Below are 21,169 nucleotides of genomic sequence, written 5' to 3'. Positions count from 1 at the left end.
GCGATCGTTGTCAGCACCTAACATGGCTGTGGTCTGCCAACTCCTTCCACTTATCCGGTGATGACCAGACCATTTGCGTGGATCCCATCCATGGCGACAGCCCCGGACATGCCGCCTCAAGCCATCAGAGCGAACGCGTCCATCAGGATGAACGTACCCTCCTGCCTCTGGTGCGCATTGATGAGCGGCACCAGGCGTCGGAAGTGCTCCGTTGCGCAGTGGAAGTCGAGGGCGGCCCGGTCCGGCCACGTCTCCATGAAAATGAAGTGCCCGGGGTCGCTCTGATCGACGAACAGATCATAGGTCAGGCAGCGCGCCTCCTGGCGCGTCAGCGCCACAAGCTCGCGATAGAGCGGCGCCACGATGTCGACCGCCTCGGGGCGAATGAAGTCTTCGGCGATGACCTTCAGCATGGAATCTCCCATCGGGTTGGGTTGAGCTTGTTCATGATCCGTTCCAGATTGTCTAGCAGGGTGCTTCCAGCGTCGAGTCATGTCGCGGCAAGCAGCAGCAGACAGCCACCCCGATAGTGGACAGGGAAGCCGCTAGCTGCGCTTCAAGGTCCGAAAAGCCTGCGCCAGGCGGAGCACCGCCGCTTCGAGCTCGGTCGGCGTATAGGCCGCGAAGCCCATCAGGAAACCCGCCCTGCCATCGCCGCTCGCATGCAGCCCCGACAGGCCGAGGAGCTCGATGCCGACGCGCCGCGCCGCGTCGATGGCGGCCCGCTCCTGAAGCCCACCGGTCAGCAGACAGGGCATCTGCAATCCGCCGATGGGAACGCGCGGCTCGACGAAATCGTGCAGGTGCTTGCCGACGAGCTTCACCAGGACGTCGAGCCGGTCGGCATAGATTCCGCGCATCGTGCGGACATGCGCGCCGAAATGCCCGCCTTCCATGAATCGCGCCAGCGTCAGCTGCGCCATCGAGGCCGTATGGCCGTCGAGGAGCGTGCGGGCCACGGTCATCGGCTTGACCAGGTGCGGCGGCAGGATGACGTAACCGATCCGCAGGCCCGGGAAGAGCGACTTGGTGAAGGTGCCGATATAGATCGTCCGGTCATGCGGATCGAGCCCCTGCACGCAGGCCGTCGGCTTGCCGGCGTAGCGAAACTCGCTGTCATAGTCGTCCTCGATGATCCACGCCTGATGCCGCGCCGCCCAGTCGATCAAGGCCAGCCGGCGATCCAGCGTCAGGGTCACGCCGGTCGGGAACTGGTGCGACGGCGTCAGGAAGACAGCCTTGACCGGCCGCGGCTCGGCGACGATCCCCTCGACCTGGATGCCCTGCCGATCAACGGGGACGGGGACGCATTCGAGCCCCGCGGCATCGAACGCCTTGCGGGCGCCGTAATAGGCGGGATCCTCGATGAAGATCCGGTCACCCGGATCGAGAAGCATGTTGGCGCACAGCGTCATCGCCTGCTGCGAACTCGTCAGGACCAGCACACGATCGGCGGTAGCGCGGGCCCCGCGTTCGAGATTCACATAGTCGGCAATGGCCCGCCTGAGCGGCTCCGCCCCTTGCGGATCGCCATGCAGCAGTGCCGCCGTGCCGGCTTCCTTCAGCACCTGCCGTTCCAGGCGCTCCCAGAGCGGCAGCGGAAAGCTGCGGGTCTCGGGAACGCCATGCGCGAAGGGCCGTGGTGCCAGCATTTCCCGAACGCCGCCGCTCTCGAACATGGCTTGCCCGCGCTGGCTCAGGTTGGGGGCCTGATTGCGCAGGAGCGCGTCGCGCTGGTGCACCCGGCGCCCCGGCGCGAACTCCGTCACCTCAGCGACGAAGCTGCCGCTGCCGACGCGCCGCTCGATGAAGCCTTCGGCATGGAGCTGGCCATAGGCCGCCTCGATCGTGTCGCGCGACACGCCGATCGACTTGGCGAGCGCGCGCGAGGCGGGCAGGGGCTTCCCCGGGCCGAGCGCGCCGTCGAGGATCAGCTGGCGGATCGCCCGCTGGATGCGCGCGTGCAGGGGCAGCGCTGCATGCTCGGGACGGGCAAGCCAGGCCTTCACCGACTCCAGTTCGGAATGCTTGAACAAATGGTCTGGCTCCATCGGGGAGAGTGGCGGGGATAATCCGGCCATTGGACGGCTAGATGTCAAGGCCTTCCTCGGCCTTCGCCTTTCAGCTCCAAGAGTTTCGCCAGACATGCCGCCCGGTTCGACGCCTACCCCCTTCCGCCTGAGCGACGTACTCCACCCCGCCGTCGCGGGACTGATCTCCGTGATCGTCAACTATGGCGGCACCTTCATCCTGGTCTTTCAGGCGGCGAAGGTCGCCGGCCTGAGCCCGGCAGAGACGACGTCCTGGGTCTGGTCGGTATCGATCGGCGTCGGCGTGACGGGACTGTTTCTGAGCTGGCGCTATCGCGCCCCGATCATCACCGCCTGGTCGACGCCGGCGGCGGCCTTTCTCGTCACCGCGCTGGCGACGACGCCCTATGCCGAGGCCGTTGGAGCGTACATCGTCTCGGCATTGGCCTTCGTCATTCTCGGCCTGTCGGGCTGCTTCGACAGGCTGATCCGGCTGATCCCGCCTGGCATCGCCTCGGGTCTGCTCGCGGGCATCCTGCTCCAGTTCGGCATCGGCGCCTTCAGCGGCGCGAGCGTCGAGCCGCTGCTGGTCGGGCTGCTGAGCGTCGCCTATGTCGTGCTGAAGCGCTTCTCCGCCCGCTATGCCGTCGTCGGCATCCTCGTCCTCGGGCTCGCCTTCCTGTCCGCGCAGGGAGCCGTCGATTTCGCCGGGATCGAGCTGCGGCTGGCCGCACCGGTCTTCACCATGCCGGCATTTTCGTGGAATGCGCTGCTGAGCGTCGCGCTGCCGCTGTTCCTCGTCACGCTGACGGGCCAGTACATGCCCGGCATGATCGTGCTGCGCAATGACGGCTTCCGGACCAGCGCCAATCCGATCATCACCGTAACGGGCCTTGGCTCCCTACTGATGGCGCCGTTCGGCTCGCACGGCTTCAACCTCGCCGCCATCACGGCCGCCATCGCCACGGGTAAGGAAGCGCATGAGGATCCCTCGAAGCGCTGGGTCGCCGGTGTCGCAGCGGGTGTCTGCTATGTGCTGGTCGGCGTGTTCGGTGTGACCCTCGCCGGCGTCTTCATGACCTTGCCCGCGACCTTCATCACGACGCTGGCCGGCCTGGCACTGCTCAGCACGATCGGCGGAAGCCTGGCCGGGGCCATGGCCAATCCGAAATCGCGCGAGGCATCGCTGATCACCTTCCTGGCCGCGGCCGCCAACATCCAGATGCTCGGAATCGGCGGCGCGTTCTGGGGGCTGGTGATCGGCCTGATCGCCCACTTCGTCCTGAACGGCAGGTTGCCCGACCGACGGCGCGCGGCTGGCCCGGCAATCGACAGCAGTGCGGCGGAGTAACGGGAATGACGACCTCCATCATTTCGATCCAGAGCCAGGTCGTTCACGGCCATGTCGGCAACAGCGCCGCCGTCCTGGCCATGCAGGCGCGCGGGCTCAACGTCGCGGCGGTGCCGACCACCTTGCTCTCCAATCATCCCGGCTATGCCACCATGCGCGGGCGGGTGCTCGAATCCGAACTCGTCGGCGACCTGCTGCGCGGCGTCGAGGAGCGCGGCCTGATCGAGACCAGCCGCTACATCGTCTCCGGCTATCTCGGCTCCCGCGCCAATGGCGAAGTGGTGGCCACCTTCGTCAAGCGAGCCCGGCAGATCAACCCGGACATCCTCTATGTCTGCGATCCCGTCATGGGCGACACCGAGCTCGGCGTCTTTGTCGCCGATCCGGTGGTCGCGGTCCTGCTCGAGCAGCTGGTGCCGCTGGCCGACCTGCTGACGCCCAACCAGTTCGAGGTCGGGCTGATTACCCGGAGCCAGCCGCGAAGCTTGGAGGAGTTGGCAGCGGCCGCCGCCGCCATAAGGGAGCGACGCGGCCCCCGCATGGTCGTCACCGGATGCGTCCTGACCGATACGCCGGACGGCTCGCTTGAAAACATCGTCTTCGACGGGGCGGTACCGACCCGCCTCCGGTCGCCCCGGCTGCCCATCGTTCCGGTCGGCACGGGCGATCTCTTCACCGGCTTGCTCACCGCCAATCTGGCGCGGGGCAAGGCGCTGGTCGACGCGACGCGAGATGCCGCCGCCGTGGTGCTCGACGTTCTCGACCGCACCCTCGGCGACGGCCAGCAGGAGATGCAGCTTGGCGGCTGCATCGCCGCTCTGGTCGAAAGACACGCGGAAGATGAGGGGGGGCGGGCGGGGTGGACTCCCTCCGGCGTCGGTCGCATAACTTTCGCTGCGTCACCCGGAACGGAGATCTGGCGTCATGGCGAGGATCGTGTTCGGAATGAACCTGTCGCTGGACGGCTATGTCGACCATGACGCATTCGAACCGGATCCCGAGCTCTTTCGTCACTGGACCGAGCACGTCCATGGCCTGACCGGCAGCGTGTATGGCCGCCGCATGTACGAGATCATGCGCTATTGGGACGAGGACCATCCCGAATGGGAACCCGATCACCATGACTTCGCCGCGGCCTGGCGCAACCAGCCGAAATGGGTCGTGTCGCGGACTCTGAACTCCGTCGGCCCCAATGCCAGCCTGGTCGAAGGCGACCTCGCGACGGCGATCCGCGACCTGAAGACCCGGCTCGATGGAGAGATCGCCGTTTCAGGGCCGGACCTGGCGCGAAGCCTGACCGATGCCGGGCTCATCGACGAGTACCGCCTCTACTTCCACCCCAGCGTGCTGGGGCGCGGCACGCCCTTCTTCGCCGGCCCCCGACCGCCGCTCCACTTGGTCGCGAGCGACCGGGTCGGCCCGGAGGTGATCCGGCTGACCTATATCCCGCTCGCCTGAGCGATCCGCTCGGGGCCGTCTTCATCGCCGCCAACACCTGCGAGGGATGCGCACCCGTCCCGGCCGGGCGCTGTTTTGTTCGAGAACAACCTATGGTACTGAGTGACGAAATTCACTCGGAGGGTGCCTAATCGCTGCACCATCGCGGCTCGACAAAGACCGGGAGCCGGCAAGCTTGGTTGTTCGCGCATGAGCCATGAGAGCGTCGTCGCACTGCTGAACCCGGCAATGTCGGCCATATTCTGCGTGTCTTTGCTCACACTTTGGCTCCATCAGCGTCAGCGGACCTACATTGCGATCTTCGCGGCTTCCTACGCGATACGAACCCTGTGTTTTGTCATCCTGACCTTTGCCATCACCCAGGAATATTCGTCGCTCCGCATTCTGGCCAATGGCCTCGTCCTGCTGGCGACGGCCCTGTTGGCGATAGCCCTGTCCAGGCGGCTTGGGTCCAGGCCGCAATACGGCGTCATGCTGGCCATCGGCGTGGTGACGCTGACGGCCCTCCATTTCTACCAATATGTGGAGCCGAGCCTGCTGGCGCGGGCGGCCGTCATCAATCTGGCGCTCGCCGCCGTCTGCGCCTTGATGCTGGTCGACGTCGCAAGGCTCCCGCGCCGTTCCCCGGTCGAGCAGCTGTTCTTCGGGCTAGTGGCGCTGGCCTGTCTGGCATTCCTGGTTCGACCCGTGATCTTCCGGGTTCCCGGCATCCTGTCCGACCAGGTCGAAGCCGCCTATTGGCTGATCGTCGCGATCTCCGATGCCCTCATCTGCGCGACGCTGGCGGTCGCGATCTTCGCGATCATTGCCGCCGATGTCATGGAGAGCTTCAAGTCGGAAGCACAGACCGACCTGTTGTCGGGATTGTTCAATCGCCGCGGCTTTGAAGCGCGCGCGCAGGATGCGCTCGCGCGCCAGACGGCGAACGCCCAGGTCGCCGTCATCCTGAGCGACCTCGACGACTTCAAGTCGATCAACGATCGCTTTGGACACGGCCATGGCGACCGGATCATCCGAACCTTCTCCGAGGTCCTGCGGGACAAGGCCCCGCGCGACGCGATCATCGCCCGCCTTGGCGGCGAGGAGTTCGCCGTGCTTCTGCCGCCGGGGCAGGTGGCTGCCGCGCATCACTTCGCCGAGCTTGCCAGGACCGAGTTCAAGGAGGCGGCGTCCGGTGTCGTCTCGAACGAGTTCCGCCCGACGGCAAGCTTCGGGATCGCCGCTGCGCGCAAGGGCGAGGGTCTGCTGGCGCTGATCGATCGGGCCGATCGCGCGCTCTATCAGGCGAAGGCGGAAGGGCGCGACTGCATCCGACAGGCGGCGTGAGCCCCTTGAACCTCGCGGCCGATCACTTCCCAAATCTCAGGACGACGCTGCCAGGGCCCAGAATGCGGTGAATGGCGGATGGGGTGGGATTCGAACCCACGGTGGGCTTGCACCCACGGCGGTTTTCAAGACCGCTGCCTTAAACCACTCGGCCACCCATCCGGCTCGATGGGCGATCAATGCTGAAGCGGGGCGTCGAATGCAAGGGGAACGTTCGACCGGCATGTGGATGAGCCGGCCGCGAAGGGGCCCGCCGGTAACCATGTCTCCGAGGTTCCGTGGATTTGACGCATTTCGGCCACGTTTCATTAACGGCCCGGAAAGGCTCCAGGGGCTGAATGCAGCCTGATATCGGATGGGCGTGGCGCGCAGGCGTGCACCCTTCGGAAACGGAATGGACCGGACGCGCCAAAGCGGGGGCGATCGACAATCCGCGGAGCTGCTGGTATGAAGTCAGGCGAGATGGGGATGTCCAAGAAACAGATTCCGGGCGCGAAGCGTTCGGAAGCGCCGCAGGGCAGGATCTTGCTCAAGGCCGCGACCGTTGTCGCCGCCGCCGCTATCCTTGCTTCCTGCGCCAGCGCCCCCTCCAAACCTTCGAAGCGCAGCAAGGAATACTTTTCCGAGAAGGAATATGGCGTCAAAGCCAGCCCGCGCGTCGTGAAATACGGCCAGCCGGTGCCGCAGGGCGGCGGCCGCTACATGGTCGGCAAGCCCTATACGGTGAAGGGCAGGGTCTACACGCCGCGCGAGAACCCGCGCTACGCGGCCGTTGGCCTCGCTTCCTGGTACGGCTCCGCCTTCCATGGCCGCTACACCGCCAATGGCGAAGTCTACGACATGGACGGGCTTTCGGCCGCGCATCCGACGATGCCGCTGCCGAGCTATGCCCGCGTCACCAACACCAGGAACGGCCGCTCCGTCGTCGTCCGCGTCAATGATCGCGGTCCCTATGCGCATGACCGCGTCATCGACCTGTCGTCCAAGACGGCCGAGGTGCTGGACATGAAGCATCACGGCACGTCGAAGGTGAAGGTCGAGTATGTCGGCCCGGCCCGCATGGAAGGGCATGACCAGAAGATGCTGATGGCGACCTATCAGGGCCCCGGCAGCAGCGTTTCGGGCAGCACCATGCTGGCGCTCAAGGCCCCGGCGCTGCGCGCGCCGACGGCGAGCCCGACGGTCATGATGGCATCGCTCGCGCCGATTCCGCGCGCCCGTCCTGAAATTTACTATGGCGGCAACGCCTATGACCCGGCGCTCGCCACCTATGACGCGCAGCCGCAGCGCCATGTCGTCGCCGACGCCGGTCCGGCCCCGGTCCCGGCCGGCAGCAATTACGGCGAGCGCTCGCTCGGCACCATCACCTACGCCGAGCCGATCGGTTACTCCGACCAGGGCATGCCCCCGGAGGTCGCTCCGGCGGACGAGTATTACGCGCCTCTGCCGCGCTCCAACCGTTCCTCCTATGCCGCCGAGGCGTCGGCTTCGCCCGCGCAGCGCGCCGCCGCGGAGATGGCGTCGGGTCGCGGCGAGCTGCAGGGCGCGCTCGATGCGGCCGTGGCCCGTGCCGCCGCCGATCGCGGCGCCGACGCGGCGATCGTCCAGCTCGGCGTGTTCGCGAGCGCGGCCAATGCCGATGCGCTCGCAGCGAAATTCGCCGGCCTCGGCCGCGTCACGGCAACTCCGATCACCGTCGGCGGCAAGCCGATGCAGTCGGTGCGCCTCGTCGTCGCGGACCAGGTTGCCACCGGCAGCGACGCCGTGGCTGCCGTACGGGCGGCCGGACTTGCCGGCGCCTATCTCGTCACCCGCTGAGCGGGGCGGCATTGATCGCAGGGCGTCCGGCCTGTTAACCAGAACGGGGTGGCGATCGGCCATCCCCGAACTGGTTCTGGCGCCCGGCATGATGTCATGATCCCTCGCTGGCTTCCTCTGCGCTCGCTGATCGTGCCGGCCGTCGCCCTGACGCTGGCGGCGCCGGCGGCGCCGCGGGCCGCGCCCTATGACAGCAAGGCGAGCAGCGCCATCCTGGTCGACGTCGATTCCGGCACGATCCTCTACAGCAAGGCCGAGGACGCCGCGTTCCAGCCCGCCGCCATGGCCAAGATGATGACCATGGCCGTCGTGTTCGAGGCGATCGAGAGCGGCAAGATCAAGCTCACCGACAGCTTCCCCGTCAGCGAGCATGCCTGGCGTACCGGCGGCGCGCCATCGGGCAGCGCCACGATGTTCGCGGCGCTGAAATCGCACATTCCCGTCTCCGATCTCCTGCGCGGCGCCATCGTCCAGGCCGGCAACGACGCCTGCATCATCCTGGCCGAAGGCATCGCCGGCTCGGAAGGCGGTTTCGTCGACATCATGAACCGCAAGGCGCGCGAGCTGGGCCTCAAGGGCTCGCATTTCACCAATGTCTCGGGGCTGCCGGATCCCGAGCAGAAGGTGACGGCCGCCGACCTGCACACGCTCGCCGATCACCTGATCCGGACCTATCCCGAACTCTACAAGATCTACGCCGAGCCGGATTTCACCTGGAACAAGATCTACCAGCGCAACCGCAATCCGCTGCTCTCCGCCGGCATCGGCGCCGACGGCCTGTCGACAGGCTTCACGAAGGAATCGGGATTCGGCCTGACCGCCTCCGCCATGCGCGACGGGCACCGCATGATCCTCGTCGTCAGCGGCCTGACGACCGACAAGGACCGCGCCGACGAGGCGCGCAAGCTGTTCGAATGGGGGAACACCGCGTTCGAGCGGCTCCGTTTCTTCAACCGTGGAGAGGCCGTCGCGCAGGCCCGCGTCTACGGGGGGGCGGCGGGCTCGGTCGGCCTCGTGACCGAAGAACCGCTGGATATCCTGCTGCTTCGAGGAAATCGCGAGCGAATCCGTGCCCGCGTGACCTATGACGGGCCGCTGCTGGCGCCCGTCGCCGCCGGCCGCGAGGTCGGAACGGTGCGCGTCTGGGTGGGCGACACGCAGGTGCTCGAGAAGCCGGTCTACACGATGGCCGATGTTGGCCAGGGCACGATGAACCAGCGCGCGCTCGATGCCGTGCAGCAATTGCTGATCGGCTGGCTGCCCCAATGGAACTGACGACGGAATTGGCCGGACACTTCATCACATTCGAAGGCGGGGAGGGGGCGGGCAAGTCGACCCAGATCCGCCGGCTGGCCGATCGGCTCGCCACCGAGGGCCGCACGGTCGTCGTCACGCGCGAACCGGGCGGCACCGACCTCGCCGAGGCGATCCGCGAATTCATCCTCTCCGGCTCGGCCGAGACGCTGGGCCCGGAGGCGGAGACCATGCTGTTCGCGGCGGCCCGCGCCGATCACGTCGACCGCGTGATCCGTCCGGCGCTCGGCCGGGGCGACTGGGTGCTGTGCGACCGGTTCATCGACTCGACCCGCGCCTACCAGGGCTCGGATGGCGTCGGCTCGGAGCTGCTCGACAGCCTGGAAAAGATCGCCGTCGGCCCGGTCCGGCCCGAGCTTACGCTGATCCTCGACCTGCCCGTCGAGATCGGCCTGGAACGCGCCCATCGCCGGCGCGGCACTGCCGCCGGCGACGCCGACCGCTTCGAGCGCGAAACCGTCGAGCGCCACCAGCGACGACGCGACCTGTTCCTCGCCATCGCGGCGCGCGAGCCGGAGCGCTGCGTGGTAATCGACGCCAATCACGACCCCGACGCGGTCGCCGATGCGATCTGGCAGACCGTCCGCCAACGACTGACCGAGACTGTGAGCTGAGCATGGCAGGCCCCGACGTCACCCGCCCCGATGCGATCGAGGGCTGGCCCCTGCCGGAAGAGCAGACCGAATGGTATGGCGATCCGGCCGTCGAACGGCTGCTGGTCGAAGCCTATCGCGGCGGCCGCATGCATCATGGCTGGCTGATCGGCGGACCGCGCGGCATCGGCAAGGCGACGCTTGCCTATCGCTTCGCCCGCTTCGCGCTGACCTATCCCGATCCGGCCCGCGCCCCCGACGCGGCGACGCTCGACGTGCCCGCGACGTCGCCAGCCGCCGCCAAGATCGCGGCGCGCTCGCACCCCAACATCCTGACGTTGTCCCGTCCCTGGGACGAGCAGGGCAAGCGCTTCAAGGCGAGCCTGACCATCGACGAGATCCGCCGCACGATCCCGTTCTTCGGCTCGACGGCGGGCGAGGCTGGCTGGCGCATCGCCATCGTCGATTCCGCCGACGACATGAACGCCAATGCGGCCAACGCACTCCTGAAGATCCTCGAGGAGCCGCCGCGCCGCTCGATGTTCTTCGTCATCTCGCATGCGCCGGGGCGGCTGTTGCCGACGATCCGGTCGCGCTGCCGGCGCCTGGATCTCGCGCCGCTGACTCCGGCAGCCATTGAGGCGGCGCTGGAAACCCATACCGACAGCCCGACGGAGATCCGGCGCTTCGCGGCCGAGGCCGGGCAGGGGAGCCTGCGCCGCGCCATCGGCTTTCTCGACGAGGATGCGGCTGCGATCAGCCGTGCTTTCGGCCGCGTCGTCGCGCGTTTTCCCGAGTTCGACGGCCAGGCCGCGCACAGCCTCGGCGACCTCGTCGCCCAGCGCGGCGCCGACGAGGCCTTCGGCAATTTCGTCGATCTCGTCTTCGCCTGGCTGAGCCGCCGGGCGCGCGGCGAGGCCGAGCCGGACGGTGCGCCGATACCCCCAAGCGTGGCCGCCACGCCCCTTGCGACCTGGGCGGATGTATGGGAAAAGCTGCGTCAGTCTTCGGCCGAGGTCGAAGCGCTCAATCTCGACCGCAAACAGTTTGTGCTCACGACCATGAACCTCCTCGCTCGCGCGACCCGAATGTGAAGTTCTCAAGGAACCGGCGTTTGCTGGTTGTGGGACGGTTTGTACGGGTTCAACGAACAGCGAGGCAGCGGTGACAGCGCCCAAATTCTATATCACGACGGCGATTTCCTATCCGAACGGAGCGCCGCATATTGGTCATGCCTATGAGGTCCTGGCGACGGACGCCCTGGCGCGCTTCAAGCGGCTGGACGGCTATGACGTCTTCTTCCTGACCGGCACGGACGAGCACGGCATCAAGATGGTGCAGACCGCCGCGCGCGAGGGCATCACGCCGCGCGAGCTGGCCGACCGTAACGTGCAGCTGTTCCAGAAGGTCGCCGCGGCGCTCAACTGCTCGCATGACGACTTCATCCGCACGACGGAACCGCGCCACTACGAAGCCTCGCAGGAAATCTGGCGCCGCATGGAAGCCAATGGCGACGTCTACAAGGACGCCTATGCCGGTTGGTACTCCGTGCGCGACGAAGCCTATTACGCGGAATCAGAGACCGAAGTACGCCCCGATGGCGTCCGCTACGGCCCGCAGGGCACGCCGGTCGACTGGGTCGAGGAGGAGAGCTACTTCTTCCGCCTGTCGTCCTATCAGGATCGCCTGCTCGAGCTCTACGAGACCAATCGCGACTTCATCGGTCCGGACGAGCGCCGCAACGAGGTGATGAGCTTCGTCAAGGGCGGCCTCAAGGACCTTTCAATCTCGCGGACCACGTTCGACTGGGGCATTCCCGTTCCCGGCGATCCGAAGCACGTGATGTATGTCTGGGTCGACGCGCTGACCAACTACCTGACCGGCGTCGGCTTCCCGGATACCGAGAGCGAGAGCTACAAGCGCTACTGGCCGGCCGACGTGCATGTCATCGGCAAGGACATCGTCCGCTTCCATTCGGTCTACTGGCCGGCCTTCCTGCTCTCCGCCGGCCTGCCGCTGCCGAAGCGCGTCTTCGCGCACGGCTTCCTGTTCAACCGCGGCGAGAAGATGTCGAAGTCGCTCGGCAACGTCATCGACCCGCTGTCGCTGATCGAGCAGTACGGCGTCGACCCGGTCCGGTTCTTCTTCCTGCGCGAGGTGCCGTTCGGCCAGGACGGCAACTACAGCCACGACGCGATCGTCACCCGGATCAACGCCGATCTCGCCAACGACTTCGGCAATCTGGCGCAGCGCTCGCTGTCGATGATCGGCAAGAACCTCGGCGGAGTCGTGCCGGAGCCCGGCGCGTTCACGGAGGCCGACGAGGCGATCCTGAAGGCGGCCGACGGCCTGCTGCCGATCTGCCGCACGGCGATGGAGATGCAGCAGATCCACCAGGCGCTGAACGCGATCTGGGGCGTCGTGGCCGAGGCGAACCGCTACATCGCCGGCCAGGCACCGTGGGAGCTGAAGAAGACCGATCCGGCCCGCATGGCGACCGTGCTCTACGTCACGGCCGAGGTCGTGCGTCAGATCGCGATCCTGGCCCAGCCGGTCATGCCGGCTTCGGCCGCCAAGCTGCTCGACCTGCTGGCGATCCCGGAAGCCGACCGCGCCTTCGCGGCGCTCGGGGCCGCCGGCCGCCTGGCGCCCGGCTCGACGCTGCCGGCGCCGTCCGGCGTGTTCCCGCGCTATGTCGAGAAGGAAGAGGGCGCGAGCGCCTGAGAATAGCCTGGACCGGTATCCGCGATACCGGCCCAGATTTCTCATAGCCTGAACTAGCTTGATTGTTTGGCGCAGAGTGTGGACAGGGCACCAGCGACAGACTTTGCCTCCTTCGAGAGAAGGGTCTTAACTGGGACGCCGAAATCGACCTCCAACTGTTTGGCGACCGCAATTTTCGCGATAGGGCTAATGTCGTGCGAGTAAGCGGTCAGAACCCACCCACCGTTCAAACTGTCGGCCGCAGCTTCCAATGCAAATAGCTTGGTCTTTTCGCCGTCAATCGCGATATGTCCCTTTTCCTCTCGGGTGAACTCTAGGGCGCTTTCCATAAGTCCCGGCATGGACACGCGAAGCTGCTGACCATCGCACGCCAAACTGAACACTACGCATTCGATTGACTCTTCGATGCTGCATCTTGGGTCAAAGAAGTCGACCTGAGCCAGACCTTCGTCGAACAGCCTTCTCACCTTAAGGGGCGCAACTTGCTCCGCCCCGCTAGCAATCGTGCTCGCCAGCACCAATGCTGCCGCTATCCCGGTTGCCCTCATCAGATACCCCCTAGCCAAACTAGTTACGTCCCGCCCTCAGACTTGCACAACTGCTCGCCGAGGAAGCAGCAATCCGTCGCTAGCTCGGCGGCCGCGCGATGACTTGCCTCATGCTGCAGCGGCTGGCGGGCGGGGGAAGCGCGACACGCGTTGTCGCCATGGATAAACCCACATCCTTCGATCACCGAAAGTGCCTCGAAGATCCGCTCTAGCCCGGCCCCAGCATCTCGTTGATCCGCTGCACCACGGCGACGGTTTCGGATTCCCGCGTCCGGCGCAGCGCGAATTCTTGACCGGCCGCCGCAATCTCGCGGCAGGCCTGGTCGTGCGCCCGGCACCACTCGACCTTCTCGATGATGTCCGAGAGATCGGCGGCGACCGGCACATAGTGCGTCCAGGGCACGAACTCGTCGTAGAACCACTGGCGGAAGCCGACCGGCGAGGCGACCTTGAGCACGCAGCAGCCGAGCAGCAGGCGCGTGTAGAGATTGCCCCAGCTGGTGCTGGAACCGTCGATGTCGAGCGCGAATTTCACGTCGATCCAGCGCGCCGGCGGCAGGTGATGGCCAAGGATGCCATGCGCCTCCATCGCCTCGCGGGTCGCGTGTTGCTCGCGGTCGCGGTCCGGCACCAGCAGCTTGACGTCGACATCGTCCAGCCCGCGCAGCGCCAGGCACATCCGCACCCGCTGCTTCAGGTTCGGGTCGTCGATGTCCATCTGGTCGGCCGTGGTGTCGCCATGGCCCGAGATGTCGCCGCGCCAGAGCAGCGTGTCGTGCCGGGCCGACCACTGGCCGGGCCGGTTCTCGGCCAGCGTGCGATAGGGCTCGTAATATTTCGGGATCATGAAGCCGGGATCCGGCACCAGGATCGACTGGATCTCGTTGCTCGCATAGGCGAGCTCGTTCGGGATGTTGTCGCCGCCGTCCGAGACGTTCGCGATCGCCGACGTCACCCCGGCCGCGGTGCGGCTCATGATGCGGACGAAGGGCGGCAGGCGCCGCCACATGACCTCGAAATGATGCGGATCCTGGGCCATCAGGTCGCGGTCGAGATTGACGTGCAGCTGATTGCCGATTCGCTGGAAATCGATCTGGAAGCGGTGCCGGCCCGGCTCGCTGGCCTGGTTGAGCACGATGGAGGCCGGAGCGCCGGAAATGGCCGGAAGCTCAGCCGCCAGCTTCCGCACAAGGGCCTCTTCCTTGAAGCGCCGCGGGAGAAGTCGATAGAGGGTACGCTGGCTGAAATGCACCTACGAATCCCCGGCAGCGTGCTGTCACAGCCGGTAGTTTAGTGGTGCGATCTCTCGGCTGTCCATAACGGTCGACAGCGTGGCGCTTAGCCGCTAGTGACTGCGTCCGAACCACCCCATATTGCGCCCTATGCTAGCCCCCGAACGGTCGAAGAGAATGCTGGTCGACAGCCACTGCCATCTGGATTTCGCGGATTTCGACGCCGACCGCGCGGCCCTGATCGAACGCGCGCGCGCTGCGGGCGTCGGGCTGATGGTGACGATCTCGACGCGGGTCCGCCAGTTCGACCGCATCCGCGCGATCGCGGAGGCACACCCCGAGGTCTATTGCTCGATCGGCACGCATCCGAACAGCGCCCATGAGGAACCGGATATCACCACGGACGAGATCGTGGCGCTGTCGAAGCATCCGAAGGTGGTGGCGATCGGCGAGGCGGGTCTCGACTACTTCTACGGCGCCGAGCACAAGGTGCTGCAGGCTCAGGGCCTGCGCCGCCACATCGCGGCCGCCCGGATCACCCAGCTGCCGCTGGTGATCCATGCCCGCGACGCCGACGCCGACATGATCGAGATCCTGCGCGACGAGATGGGGAAGGGGGCCTTCCCGGCCATCCTGCACTGCTTCTCGTCCGGCCCTGAACTGGCGAAGGTCGGGCTGGAACTCGGCCTCTACGTCTCGTTCTCCGGCATCCTGACCTTCAAGAGCGCGGAGGCGCTGCGCGCCGTCGCCCGCGACGTGCCGCTGGACCGGCTTCTGGTCGAGACCGACGCCCCCTATCTGGCGCCGGTGCCGCATCGCGGCCAGCGCAACGAGCCCGCCTATGTACGCGACACCGCCGCCGTGCTGGCCGAAGTGAAGGGCGTGTCGCTCGACGCCATGGCCGAGGCGACGACCGCCAACTTCATGCGCCTCTTCACCAAGGTGCCGCGCGACGCGATCGCCGCCGCCGGAGCGCTGGCGCATCATGGCTGACGGCGCGGCGGGGATCCCGAGGGCCGACCGGCTTCGCATCACCGTGCTCGGCTGCGGCGCGTCGCCCGGCGTGCCGCGCATCGGCAATGACTGGGGCGCCTGCGACCCGTCCGAACCGAAGAACCGCCGCACGCGCTCCTCGATCCTGATCGACGGCTTCCGCGGCGATCACCCCTATCCGACGCGCATCCTCGTCGACGCCGGCCCCGACCTCCGCAACCAGATGCTCGACGCCCGCGTCGACCGGCTCGACGCCGTGCTGTTCACCCATCCGCATGCCGACCACACGCACGGCATCGACGATCTGCGCTCGTTCTGGCTCGACACGCACCAGCTGGTGCCGGTCTATTCGGACGACTTCACCCAGGAGCGGCTGGAGGAAGCCTTCGGCTATTGCTTCCGCACGCCCGCCGGCGGCAGCTATCCGCCGATCCTCGGCCGGACGCGGATCGTGGCGGGGCAGGGTTTCGCCGTCGACGGCCCCGGCGGCCGGGTCGACATCCTGCCGCTCAGACAGATCCACGGCGACATCGACAGCCTCGGCTTCCGGATTGGCGATTTCGTCTATTCGAGCGATATCAGCGCCATTCCGGACGAGACACTGCCGCATCTCGCCAATCTGTCGCTCTGGATGGTCGATGCGCTGCGCTGGCGGCCGCATCCGAGCCATTTCAGCGTCGACGACACGCTCGGCTGGCACGAGCGCCTGCGGCCGCGCCGGACGATCCTGACCCACATGCACGGCGATCTCGACTACGCCACGCTCGTCGCCCGCGTGCCCGGCGACGTCGAACCGGCCCATGACGGCATGGTCGTCAACCTCGGCCTCTGATCGCGATTAATCAAACGGAATTCGGATCTTTGTCTGGTGGCCGGGGCCAGGAGTGTGTCAATCTTGAATTCGGGATGCGGCGGTATCTCGTTCAACGCCATTGAATAAGGAGATGCTGCCTGATGAAGCTCCGAAACGCTGCCTGGTCCATCTTCGGGATCGGCGCGGTCGCTGTCTCCGTCTTCATTCTCTATCGCGAGTTCCGCCGGATCTCCTTCGCCGAAGTTGCCGATAGCCTGGCAGCGATCACGTTCGGCAACTGGGCCCTCGCCATCGTGGCCACCCTCTGCGCCTATGCCGCGCTCGCCTGGTACGACCGGATCGCCATCCTGCATCTGGGCAAGAAGGTCTCCTGGCTCTTCATCTCGCTCTGCTCCTTCACCACCTACGCGCTGTCGCACAATATTGGCGCCTCCGTGATCTCCGGCGCGGTGGTGCGCTACAGGGCCTATTCGACGCGCGGCCTGACGCCCCACGAAATCGGCCTGCTGATCGTCTTCTGCTCCTTCACCTTCGCGCTCGGCACCGTGCTGATGGGCGGCTTCGTGCTCACCATCGAGCCGTGGATCGTGCAGCGCATCGCCGACATCCCGGTCTGGATCGCCTTCTGCACCGGCCTTGCGCTACTGGGCCTCGTCGGCCTCTATGTCCTTGGCTCCTGGCTGCAGTTCCCCCCATGGCAGTTCAAGCGCATCAGCGTGCAGTATCCGCGCCTGCCAATCGTCATGCGCCAGGTCATCGCCGGCCCTCTGGAGCTCGCCGCCGCCGCCGCGATCATCTATTTCGCGCTGCCGGCCACCAATAATCCCGGCTATCTCGTCATCCTCGGCATCTTCCTGGCGTCATTCACGCTGGCGCTGCTGTCGCATGCTCCGGGCGGTCTCGGCGTGCTGGAAGTGACCTTCCTGGCGGCTCTGCACGAGATGGATCCGAACGACGTGCTGGCAGCGCTGATCGTCTTCCGGCTGCTGTATCTTCTCGTCCCGTTCGGCATCGCGCTGATCGTCGTCCTGGTCTTCGAGAAGACCCAGCTCGCGCGTGGCGACAACGAGTAGATCGATCTGGTATCAATCGCTTACGGCGACAATCTCATCCAAAAAAGAAAGCCGCGGCGTTTGCCGCGGCTTCGTTGTTTCGAGGAGCAGGGGACCCGCCGCCCCTATTTCTGACTGGCCAGCCAGCGGGCGTTGTAGCCGAGCGGATGCTCCGGCAGGCGCTCGACCGGCACGCCGAGATTGGCGGCGCGGATGCGGGCGAGGTCGGCCTTCGGCTTGCGCTCCATGGTGAGCACGCCGTTCTGTTCCTGATAGGTGTCGGTCAGTTGGGTGTAGCAATAGCCCGCCAGGATCACCGAGTTGGTGGCGCCACGGAGCACATCTGCGTAGCGCGTCAGGAAATCCTCGGCATCCTTGGCCTGGCTGTAGCCCCAGCCCTTTTCCTGGCCCATGAAATAAGCGATGCCGCCGAACTCCGTCAGCATCACAGGCTGGCCGTTCCACGCGTGACCGTCCAGCGCCAGCGCGCGGCCGGAGGAGCGGAAGGTCGCCGTGGCATCGCGGAAATCCGCCTCGGTGCGATAGCGCCCGTCGAGCACGTCGCCGCTATGGTGGTAGTCGTGCACGGCGAAGATATCGGTCTCGAGCTGTTCCCAGCCATCATTGCCGCTGACGGGGCGGGACGGGTCGAGCGCCTTGGTCAGGTGATAGAGCGCCTGGACGTAGCTGCGCTGGCGCGCGTCATGCGGCAGCTCGGGCACGCCCCAGGACTCGTTGAACGGCACCCAGGCGACAATGCAGGGATGCGAATAGTCACGCTCGATCGCCTCCTGCCACTCCGCCGTAACGCGGGTCATCGCCTCGACGGAATAGGCGTAGGCGCTCGGCATTTCCTCCCAGACCAGCAGGCCGAGCACGTCCGCCCAGTAGAGGAAGCGCGGGTTTTCGATCTTCTGGTGCTTGCGCACGCCGTTGAAGCCAAGCTGCTTGGTCAGCTCCACGTCGCGACGCAGTTCCTCGTCGCTCGCGGTCATGACGCCTTCGCGCCAATAGCCCTGGTCGAGCACCAGGCGCAGGAAATAGGAGCGTCCGTTCATGACGAAGCGGCCATTCGCGGTCGAGACCGCCCGCAGCGCCGTGTAGCTCTTCAGCGTGTCGACAGCCTCACCCTTGGCGTCGAGCAGCGTCACCTCGGCGTCGATCAGCTGCGGATGCTCCGGCGACCAAGCGAAGGCGGCGCGGGCATCATCGATGCCGGGGTCGGGGAGGGCGATCACCCTGCCCGTATCCTTGCCGGTCACGGCATACTCGTCCTCGACCAGCGTGCGCCCCTCGAGCGAGAGCTTGACCCGCAGGCGGCAACCCGCCGGCTGCGCCACGCGCGCATCGAGGCGGATCTCGAACCGGGCATAGTCCGGCGTCCAATGCAGACGGTCGACATGGCTGCGGCCGACGCGCTCGATCCAGACGCTCTGCCAGATGCCGGTCGTGCGCGGATACCAGATGCCGTGCGGCGCCGGCAGCCAGTCCTGCTTGCCGCGCGGCTTGTGCATGTCGGCCGGATCGTCCTCGGCCCGCACGACGACCTCGAATATGCGGCCCTTGACCAGGCCGGCGAGGGCGATGCGCACCGGCGTGTGGCCACCGGTGTGGGAAGCCGCATGCTGGCCGTCGATCCAGATGTCGCTCCGATAGTCGATGGCACCGAAATGCAGGATCAGGTCATGGCTATCGTCGATCGCCAGCTCCGCCGGCAGCTCGACGACCCGCCGATACCAGACGACCGGATGGAATCCCTCGTCGTGGAGGCCGCTGCGCGGGGCCTCCGGCACATAGGGAACGTTGATGGACAGCGCGAAATCCGGCAGATCCGGACGCTGCCACTGGGCCGTATCGTCATAGGCGAACTGCCACGCGCCATCGAGCGACTGCCAGAGGCTGCGCTCCATCTGCGGCCGCGGGTGGGAACTGTAGACCACGGGATTTCCTCCAAATCCTGCCAAGACCCCGGCCGCAACGAACCGTTCTCGGGACGCCGGAGCGACCCGATCTGCAAGCCCAAGGGCAGGGGACCCGCCCTCCTCCAACCTGCGCTGATCCGGGATCAATGGTATTATGATAAGATTGCGCTTTCGAGGTGTCAATTGAGGCGTGGCCAATGCGCCACGTGCCTCGAAGATCGCGCTTCCGTCGCCGCTTTGCCCGAAAGCGGCCCAATTGACGTCGGGAATTGCTGCCAGTCTTGCGTGCAACCGTACGAACAAGCAGAGGATTCGCGATGGACAAGATCCATGACGGCGCATCTCGGCAGCGCCTCAAGACCTTGCCGAAACTGGCCATTCACGGCTCGGCAGGGCTCGCGGCGATCGTCTGCGCGGGCCTCGTGGGCCATTTCATGATGGGTTCGGGCGAGCCGCGCGCCGCCAACACCACGCCGCCAGCCACCGCGCAGATCTACGAGGTGCCGGATCTCGACCCGGCCGAGGCCGCGCCTGTGGTTTCCTCGGCCACCGATGCGGCTGCCAGCACGCCGGCGGCCGCGCCGCAGCCCGTCGCCGCGGCGCCCATTCCGCCCAAGCCGGTGGCCAAGCCCGCCGTCAAGGCGGCGACGCGCAACTGCGACGGCGCCAAGTGCGAGTCGTGGGAATCGATCGTGGACAAGGCGCTGGCGAACGGACCGGCCGGCCAGGGACGCGCGGCGCCGATTCCGGCCTCGGCACCGGCCGGAGCCCAGCCGTTCGATCCGTATCCGACCGGCGGCGTCGCGCCCGTCGACGATGTCATGCCGCCGCCGGTCATGGGACGGAACATTCCGCCGCAAGACATCGCGCCGAGGGACCTGACGGCGCAGTACGAGCCGCGCGTGATCGAACGCGAGGGTCCGACATCGATCGGCGACATGGCCAAGTCGGCGACGACGTCGGCCGCCGCGACCGTCGTCACGCAGAGCAGCAAGCTGGTCGACAACATCATGCGCTGGAGCGAGAACGCCGTTTCGGGCGTCGGTCTGAAGCGGGACTGATCCTCGCCGATCCGCCCATACGGTTAAGTTCCATAATATATCTTATGCGAATTGAGGATGCAGGGAGCGACGGCGACCACAAGGCCCGCCGCTTCCTCCCCCAGCCCGCCTGGGAGAGATTTTTCCGGTCGTGATGAGACGCCTGCGCTGCCCACATCGAATGTGGCGGTTCAGGTATCCCTGAAGCCGATCGAGGCATGCGTGCCGTCGCAGAACGGTTTGTTGCGGGACTGGCCGCAACGACAGAGCGTCATCCGGTTGCGGATTTCGTATGGCGTGCCGTCGGCCGCCTCGACCACGATGCCGCCGCGCACCCAGATCGGGCCGCTCACGCCCTGCGACGGATCCTCGACGAGAACGATCGACGGCGGCAGTTCCGGCTCGACCGGCAACCGCGTCTCGAGGTCCCACGCCACGAGACGGCCGGACGGACATTGTCCGACCTGGCGCACGAAGGCCTCGCGACCCGGTTGCGAGTTCGTGTGCGCGACATTGTTCCAGACCTTGCCGTCGCGATCGCAGAAGCGCGCGAAGGCGCAGAGCGACTCGGCGTCGGTGAGCGCCATGGCCGGCCCGTCGATCTCCTGCGCCAGGGCTGCATAGCGTTGCCGGCTGGCCGTCTCGTCGCCGACGAACCCGACCCTGCGATGGCTGTCGTCGCAGAATGGCTTGTTCGCCGACTGGCCGCAGCGGCAGAGCTTGTAGGCGGCGGCGGTGGCGATCGTTTCCGTCGGCACCCAGTCGACCGACTCGCCGGCCGCATCGGCGCCAATGGCCTGTCGGCTCAGTGGTACCTGCCCGCGCACCAGATACGGACCGTCCTTCGTGACCGTGACACGCGTGCCCGGCACCGATGATTTGGCCACCATATGTTCCTTTCCGGATGCGACCCCGTTTGATGGCGGCCTGCGACGAACACCGCGCCACCATGAC

Annotated in this window: 19 protein-coding genes and 1 tRNA gene; 13 read left to right on the top strand and 7 right to left on the bottom strand. The window is 66.5% G+C overall.

All coding sequences use genetic code 11. From position 1 onward, the window contains the following. Positions 1 to 116 precede the first annotated feature (116 nt). A complete protein-coding gene (locus tag G539_RS0101845) occupies positions 117 to 413 on the bottom strand; it encodes a putative quinol monooxygenase (RefSeq protein WP_029073690.1) in 297 nt (98 codons plus the stop codon). A 132-nt stretch (positions 414 to 545) separates the two neighbouring features. Continuing rightward, positions 546 to 2,036: a MocR-like pyridoxine biosynthesis transcription factor PdxR gene (pdxR, locus tag G539_RS0101840; RefSeq protein ID WP_029073689.1), complete on the bottom strand. Its 1,491-nt coding sequence runs from the start codon at positions 2,034 to 2,036 to the stop codon at positions 546 to 548. Positions 2,037 to 2,145: 109 nt separating this feature from the next. Between pdxR and G539_RS0101835 the strand changes: the two genes are divergently transcribed. The 4 genes from G539_RS0101835 (at position 2,146) to G539_RS0101820 (ending at position 6,165) form a co-directional block, all read left to right on the top strand. Then, positions 2,146 to 3,381 (top strand): benzoate/H(+) symporter BenE family transporter, encoded by a 1,236-nt coding sequence (locus G539_RS0101835; RefSeq protein WP_029073688.1) that lies wholly within the window; start codon positions 2,146 to 2,148, stop codon positions 3,379 to 3,381. A gap of 5 nt (positions 3,382 to 3,386) precedes the next feature. Further along, complete coding sequence (gene pdxY / locus G539_RS23350) at positions 3,387 to 4,361, top strand: pyridoxal kinase (RefSeq protein ID WP_084639707.1); 975 nt, start codon at positions 3,387 to 3,389, stop codon at positions 4,359 to 4,361. Continuing rightward, positions 4,306 to 4,839 (top strand): dihydrofolate reductase family protein, encoded by a 534-nt coding sequence (locus G539_RS0101825; RefSeq protein ID WP_029073687.1) that lies wholly within the window; start codon positions 4,306 to 4,308, stop codon positions 4,837 to 4,839. The genes pdxY and G539_RS0101825 overlap by 56 nt, the downstream gene beginning before the upstream one ends. A gap of 189 nt (positions 4,840 to 5,028) precedes the next feature. Then, on the top strand, positions 5,029 to 6,165 hold the full coding sequence (locus tag G539_RS0101820) for a GGDEF domain-containing protein (RefSeq protein WP_029073686.1): 1,137 nt from the start codon (positions 5,029 to 5,031) through the stop codon (positions 6,163 to 6,165). Between the two features lie 72 nt (positions 6,166 to 6,237). Here the strand turns inward: G539_RS0101820 and G539_RS0101815 are convergent. Continuing rightward, positions 6,238 to 6,327: transfer RNA gene (locus G539_RS0101815), tRNA-Ser, on the bottom strand. A 306-nt stretch (positions 6,328 to 6,633) separates the two neighbouring features. Between G539_RS0101815 and G539_RS0101810 the strand changes: the two genes are divergently transcribed. From G539_RS0101810 to metG, 5 genes are all read left to right on the top strand, one after another. Next, complete coding sequence (locus G539_RS0101810) at positions 6,634 to 7,983, top strand: septal ring lytic transglycosylase RlpA family protein (protein ID WP_029073685.1); 1,350 nt, start codon at positions 6,634 to 6,636, stop codon at positions 7,981 to 7,983. 96 nt (positions 7,984 to 8,079) lie between these two features. Next, a complete protein-coding gene (locus tag G539_RS0101805; RefSeq protein WP_084639705.1) occupies positions 8,080 to 9,258 on the top strand; it encodes a D-alanyl-D-alanine carboxypeptidase family protein in 1,179 nt (392 codons plus the stop codon). Continuing rightward, the gene (tmk, locus tag G539_RS0101800) at positions 9,249 to 9,911 is read left to right on the top strand and encodes a dTMP kinase (RefSeq protein ID WP_035829829.1); all 663 of its coding nucleotides are present in this window, start codon (positions 9,249 to 9,251) and stop codon (positions 9,909 to 9,911) included. The genes G539_RS0101805 and tmk overlap by 10 nt, the downstream gene beginning before the upstream one ends. A 2-nt stretch (positions 9,912 to 9,913) precedes the next feature. Then, positions 9,914 to 10,984 (top strand): DNA polymerase III subunit delta', encoded by a 1,071-nt coding sequence (locus tag G539_RS23345; RefSeq protein ID WP_051231010.1) that lies wholly within the window; start codon positions 9,914 to 9,916, stop codon positions 10,982 to 10,984. 70 nt (positions 10,985 to 11,054) lie between these two features. After that, positions 11,055 to 12,614, top strand: coding sequence for a methionine--tRNA ligase (gene metG / locus G539_RS0101790; protein ID WP_029073682.1), 1,560 nt, complete (start codon positions 11,055 to 11,057; stop codon positions 12,612 to 12,614). A gap of 53 nt (positions 12,615 to 12,667) precedes the next feature. On the opposite strand, the gene G539_RS0101785 is transcribed toward metG, so the two are convergent. Continuing rightward, positions 12,668 to 13,135 (bottom strand): hypothetical protein, encoded by a 468-nt coding sequence (locus tag G539_RS0101785; protein WP_156911746.1) that lies wholly within the window; start codon positions 13,133 to 13,135, stop codon positions 12,668 to 12,670. Between the two features lie 235 nt (positions 13,136 to 13,370). Beyond that, positions 13,371 to 14,414: a glycosyl transferase family 90 gene (locus G539_RS25995; RefSeq protein WP_051231009.1), complete on the bottom strand. Its 1,044-nt coding sequence runs from the start codon at positions 14,412 to 14,414 to the stop codon at positions 13,371 to 13,373. 157 nt (positions 14,415 to 14,571) lie between these two features. On the opposite strand from G539_RS25995, the gene G539_RS0101775 reads away from it, so the two are divergent. From G539_RS0101775 to G539_RS0101765, 3 genes are all read left to right on the top strand, one after another. Beyond that, a complete protein-coding gene (locus G539_RS0101775; RefSeq protein WP_029073680.1) occupies positions 14,572 to 15,387 on the top strand; it encodes a TatD family hydrolase in 816 nt (271 codons plus the stop codon). Further along, positions 15,380 to 16,219: an MBL fold metallo-hydrolase gene (locus G539_RS0101770; protein WP_051231008.1), complete on the top strand. Its 840-nt coding sequence runs from the start codon at positions 15,380 to 15,382 to the stop codon at positions 16,217 to 16,219. Before G539_RS0101775 ends, G539_RS0101770 begins: the two co-directional genes overlap by 8 nt. Positions 16,220 to 16,341: 122 nt before the next feature. Further along, the gene (locus G539_RS0101765; RefSeq protein ID WP_035829825.1) at positions 16,342 to 17,274 is read left to right on the top strand and encodes a lysylphosphatidylglycerol synthase transmembrane domain-containing protein; all 933 of its coding nucleotides are present in this window, start codon (positions 16,342 to 16,344) and stop codon (positions 17,272 to 17,274) included. A 104-nt stretch (positions 17,275 to 17,378) separates the two neighbouring features. On the opposite strand, the gene G539_RS0101760 is transcribed toward G539_RS0101765, so the two are convergent. Continuing rightward, positions 17,379 to 19,193: a glycoside hydrolase family 2 protein gene (locus tag G539_RS0101760; protein ID WP_029073677.1), complete on the bottom strand. Its 1,815-nt coding sequence runs from the start codon at positions 19,191 to 19,193 to the stop codon at positions 17,379 to 17,381. Positions 19,194 to 19,492: 299 nt separating this feature from the next. Here G539_RS0101760 and G539_RS0101755 point away from each other — a divergent pair, with 299 nt between their 5' ends. Then, the gene (locus G539_RS0101755; RefSeq protein WP_029073676.1) at positions 19,493 to 20,236 is read left to right on the top strand and encodes a hypothetical protein; all 744 of its coding nucleotides are present in this window, start codon (positions 19,493 to 19,495) and stop codon (positions 20,234 to 20,236) included. 170 nt (positions 20,237 to 20,406) lie between these two features. Here G539_RS0101755 and G539_RS0101750 read toward each other — a convergent pair whose 3' ends face one another. Continuing rightward, positions 20,407 to 21,102 carry a CDGSH iron-sulfur domain-containing protein gene (locus G539_RS0101750; protein WP_210162774.1) on the bottom strand — a complete coding sequence of 232 codons (696 nt, stop codon included), beginning with the start codon at positions 21,100 to 21,102 and terminating at the stop codon, positions 20,407 to 20,409. Between the last annotated feature and the right edge of the window lie 67 nt (positions 21,103 to 21,169).

This window comes from Kaistia adipata DSM 17808, from assembly GCF_000423225.1.
Lineage (GTDB): Bacteria > Pseudomonadota > Alphaproteobacteria > Rhizobiales > Kaistiaceae > Kaistia > Kaistia adipata.
Note: the sequence above shows the minus strand (reverse complement) of the source record. Positions and strands in the feature narration are given on the sequence as shown.

What these genes read in the sequence shown, in the direction of transcription:
- G539_RS0101755 (WP_029073676.1), top strand. Translation starts at nt 19,493, where the DNA reads ATGGACAAGATCCATGACGGCGCATCTCGGCAGCGCCTCAAGACCTTG.
- G539_RS0101820 (WP_029073686.1), top strand. Translation starts at nt 5,029, where the DNA reads ATGAGCCATGAGAGCGTCGTCGCACTGCTGAACCCGGCAATGTCGGCC.
- tmk (WP_035829829.1), top strand. Translation starts at nt 9,249, where the DNA reads ATGGAACTGACGACGGAATTGGCCGGACACTTCATCACATTCGAAGGC.
- G539_RS0101835 (WP_029073688.1), top strand. Translation starts at nt 2,146, where the DNA reads ATGCCGCCCGGTTCGACGCCTACCCCCTTCCGCCTGAGCGACGTACTC.
- pdxY (WP_084639707.1), top strand. Translation starts at nt 3,387, where the DNA reads ATGACGACCTCCATCATTTCGATCCAGAGCCAGGTCGTTCACGGCCAT.
- G539_RS0101825 (WP_029073687.1), top strand. Translation starts at nt 4,306, where the DNA reads ATGGCGAGGATCGTGTTCGGAATGAACCTGTCGCTGGACGGCTATGTC.
- G539_RS0101805 (WP_084639705.1), top strand. Translation starts at nt 8,080, where the DNA reads ATGATCCCTCGCTGGCTTCCTCTGCGCTCGCTGATCGTGCCGGCCGTC.
- G539_RS0101770 (WP_051231008.1), top strand. Translation starts at nt 15,380, where the DNA reads ATGGCTGACGGCGCGGCGGGGATCCCGAGGGCCGACCGGCTTCGCATC.
- G539_RS0101775 (WP_029073680.1), top strand. Translation starts at nt 14,572, where the DNA reads ATGCTGGTCGACAGCCACTGCCATCTGGATTTCGCGGATTTCGACGCC.
- G539_RS0101765 (WP_035829825.1), top strand. Translation starts at nt 16,342, where the DNA reads ATGAAGCTCCGAAACGCTGCCTGGTCCATCTTCGGGATCGGCGCGGTC.
- G539_RS0101810 (WP_029073685.1), top strand. Translation starts at nt 6,634, where the DNA reads ATGTCCAAGAAACAGATTCCGGGCGCGAAGCGTTCGGAAGCGCCGCAG.
- G539_RS0101845 (WP_029073690.1), bottom strand. Translation starts at nt 413, where the DNA reads ATGCTGAAGGTCATCGCCGAAGACTTCATTCGCCCCGAGGCGGTCGAC.
- G539_RS23345 (WP_051231010.1), top strand. Translation starts at nt 9,914, where the DNA reads ATGGCAGGCCCCGACGTCACCCGCCCCGATGCGATCGAGGGCTGGCCC.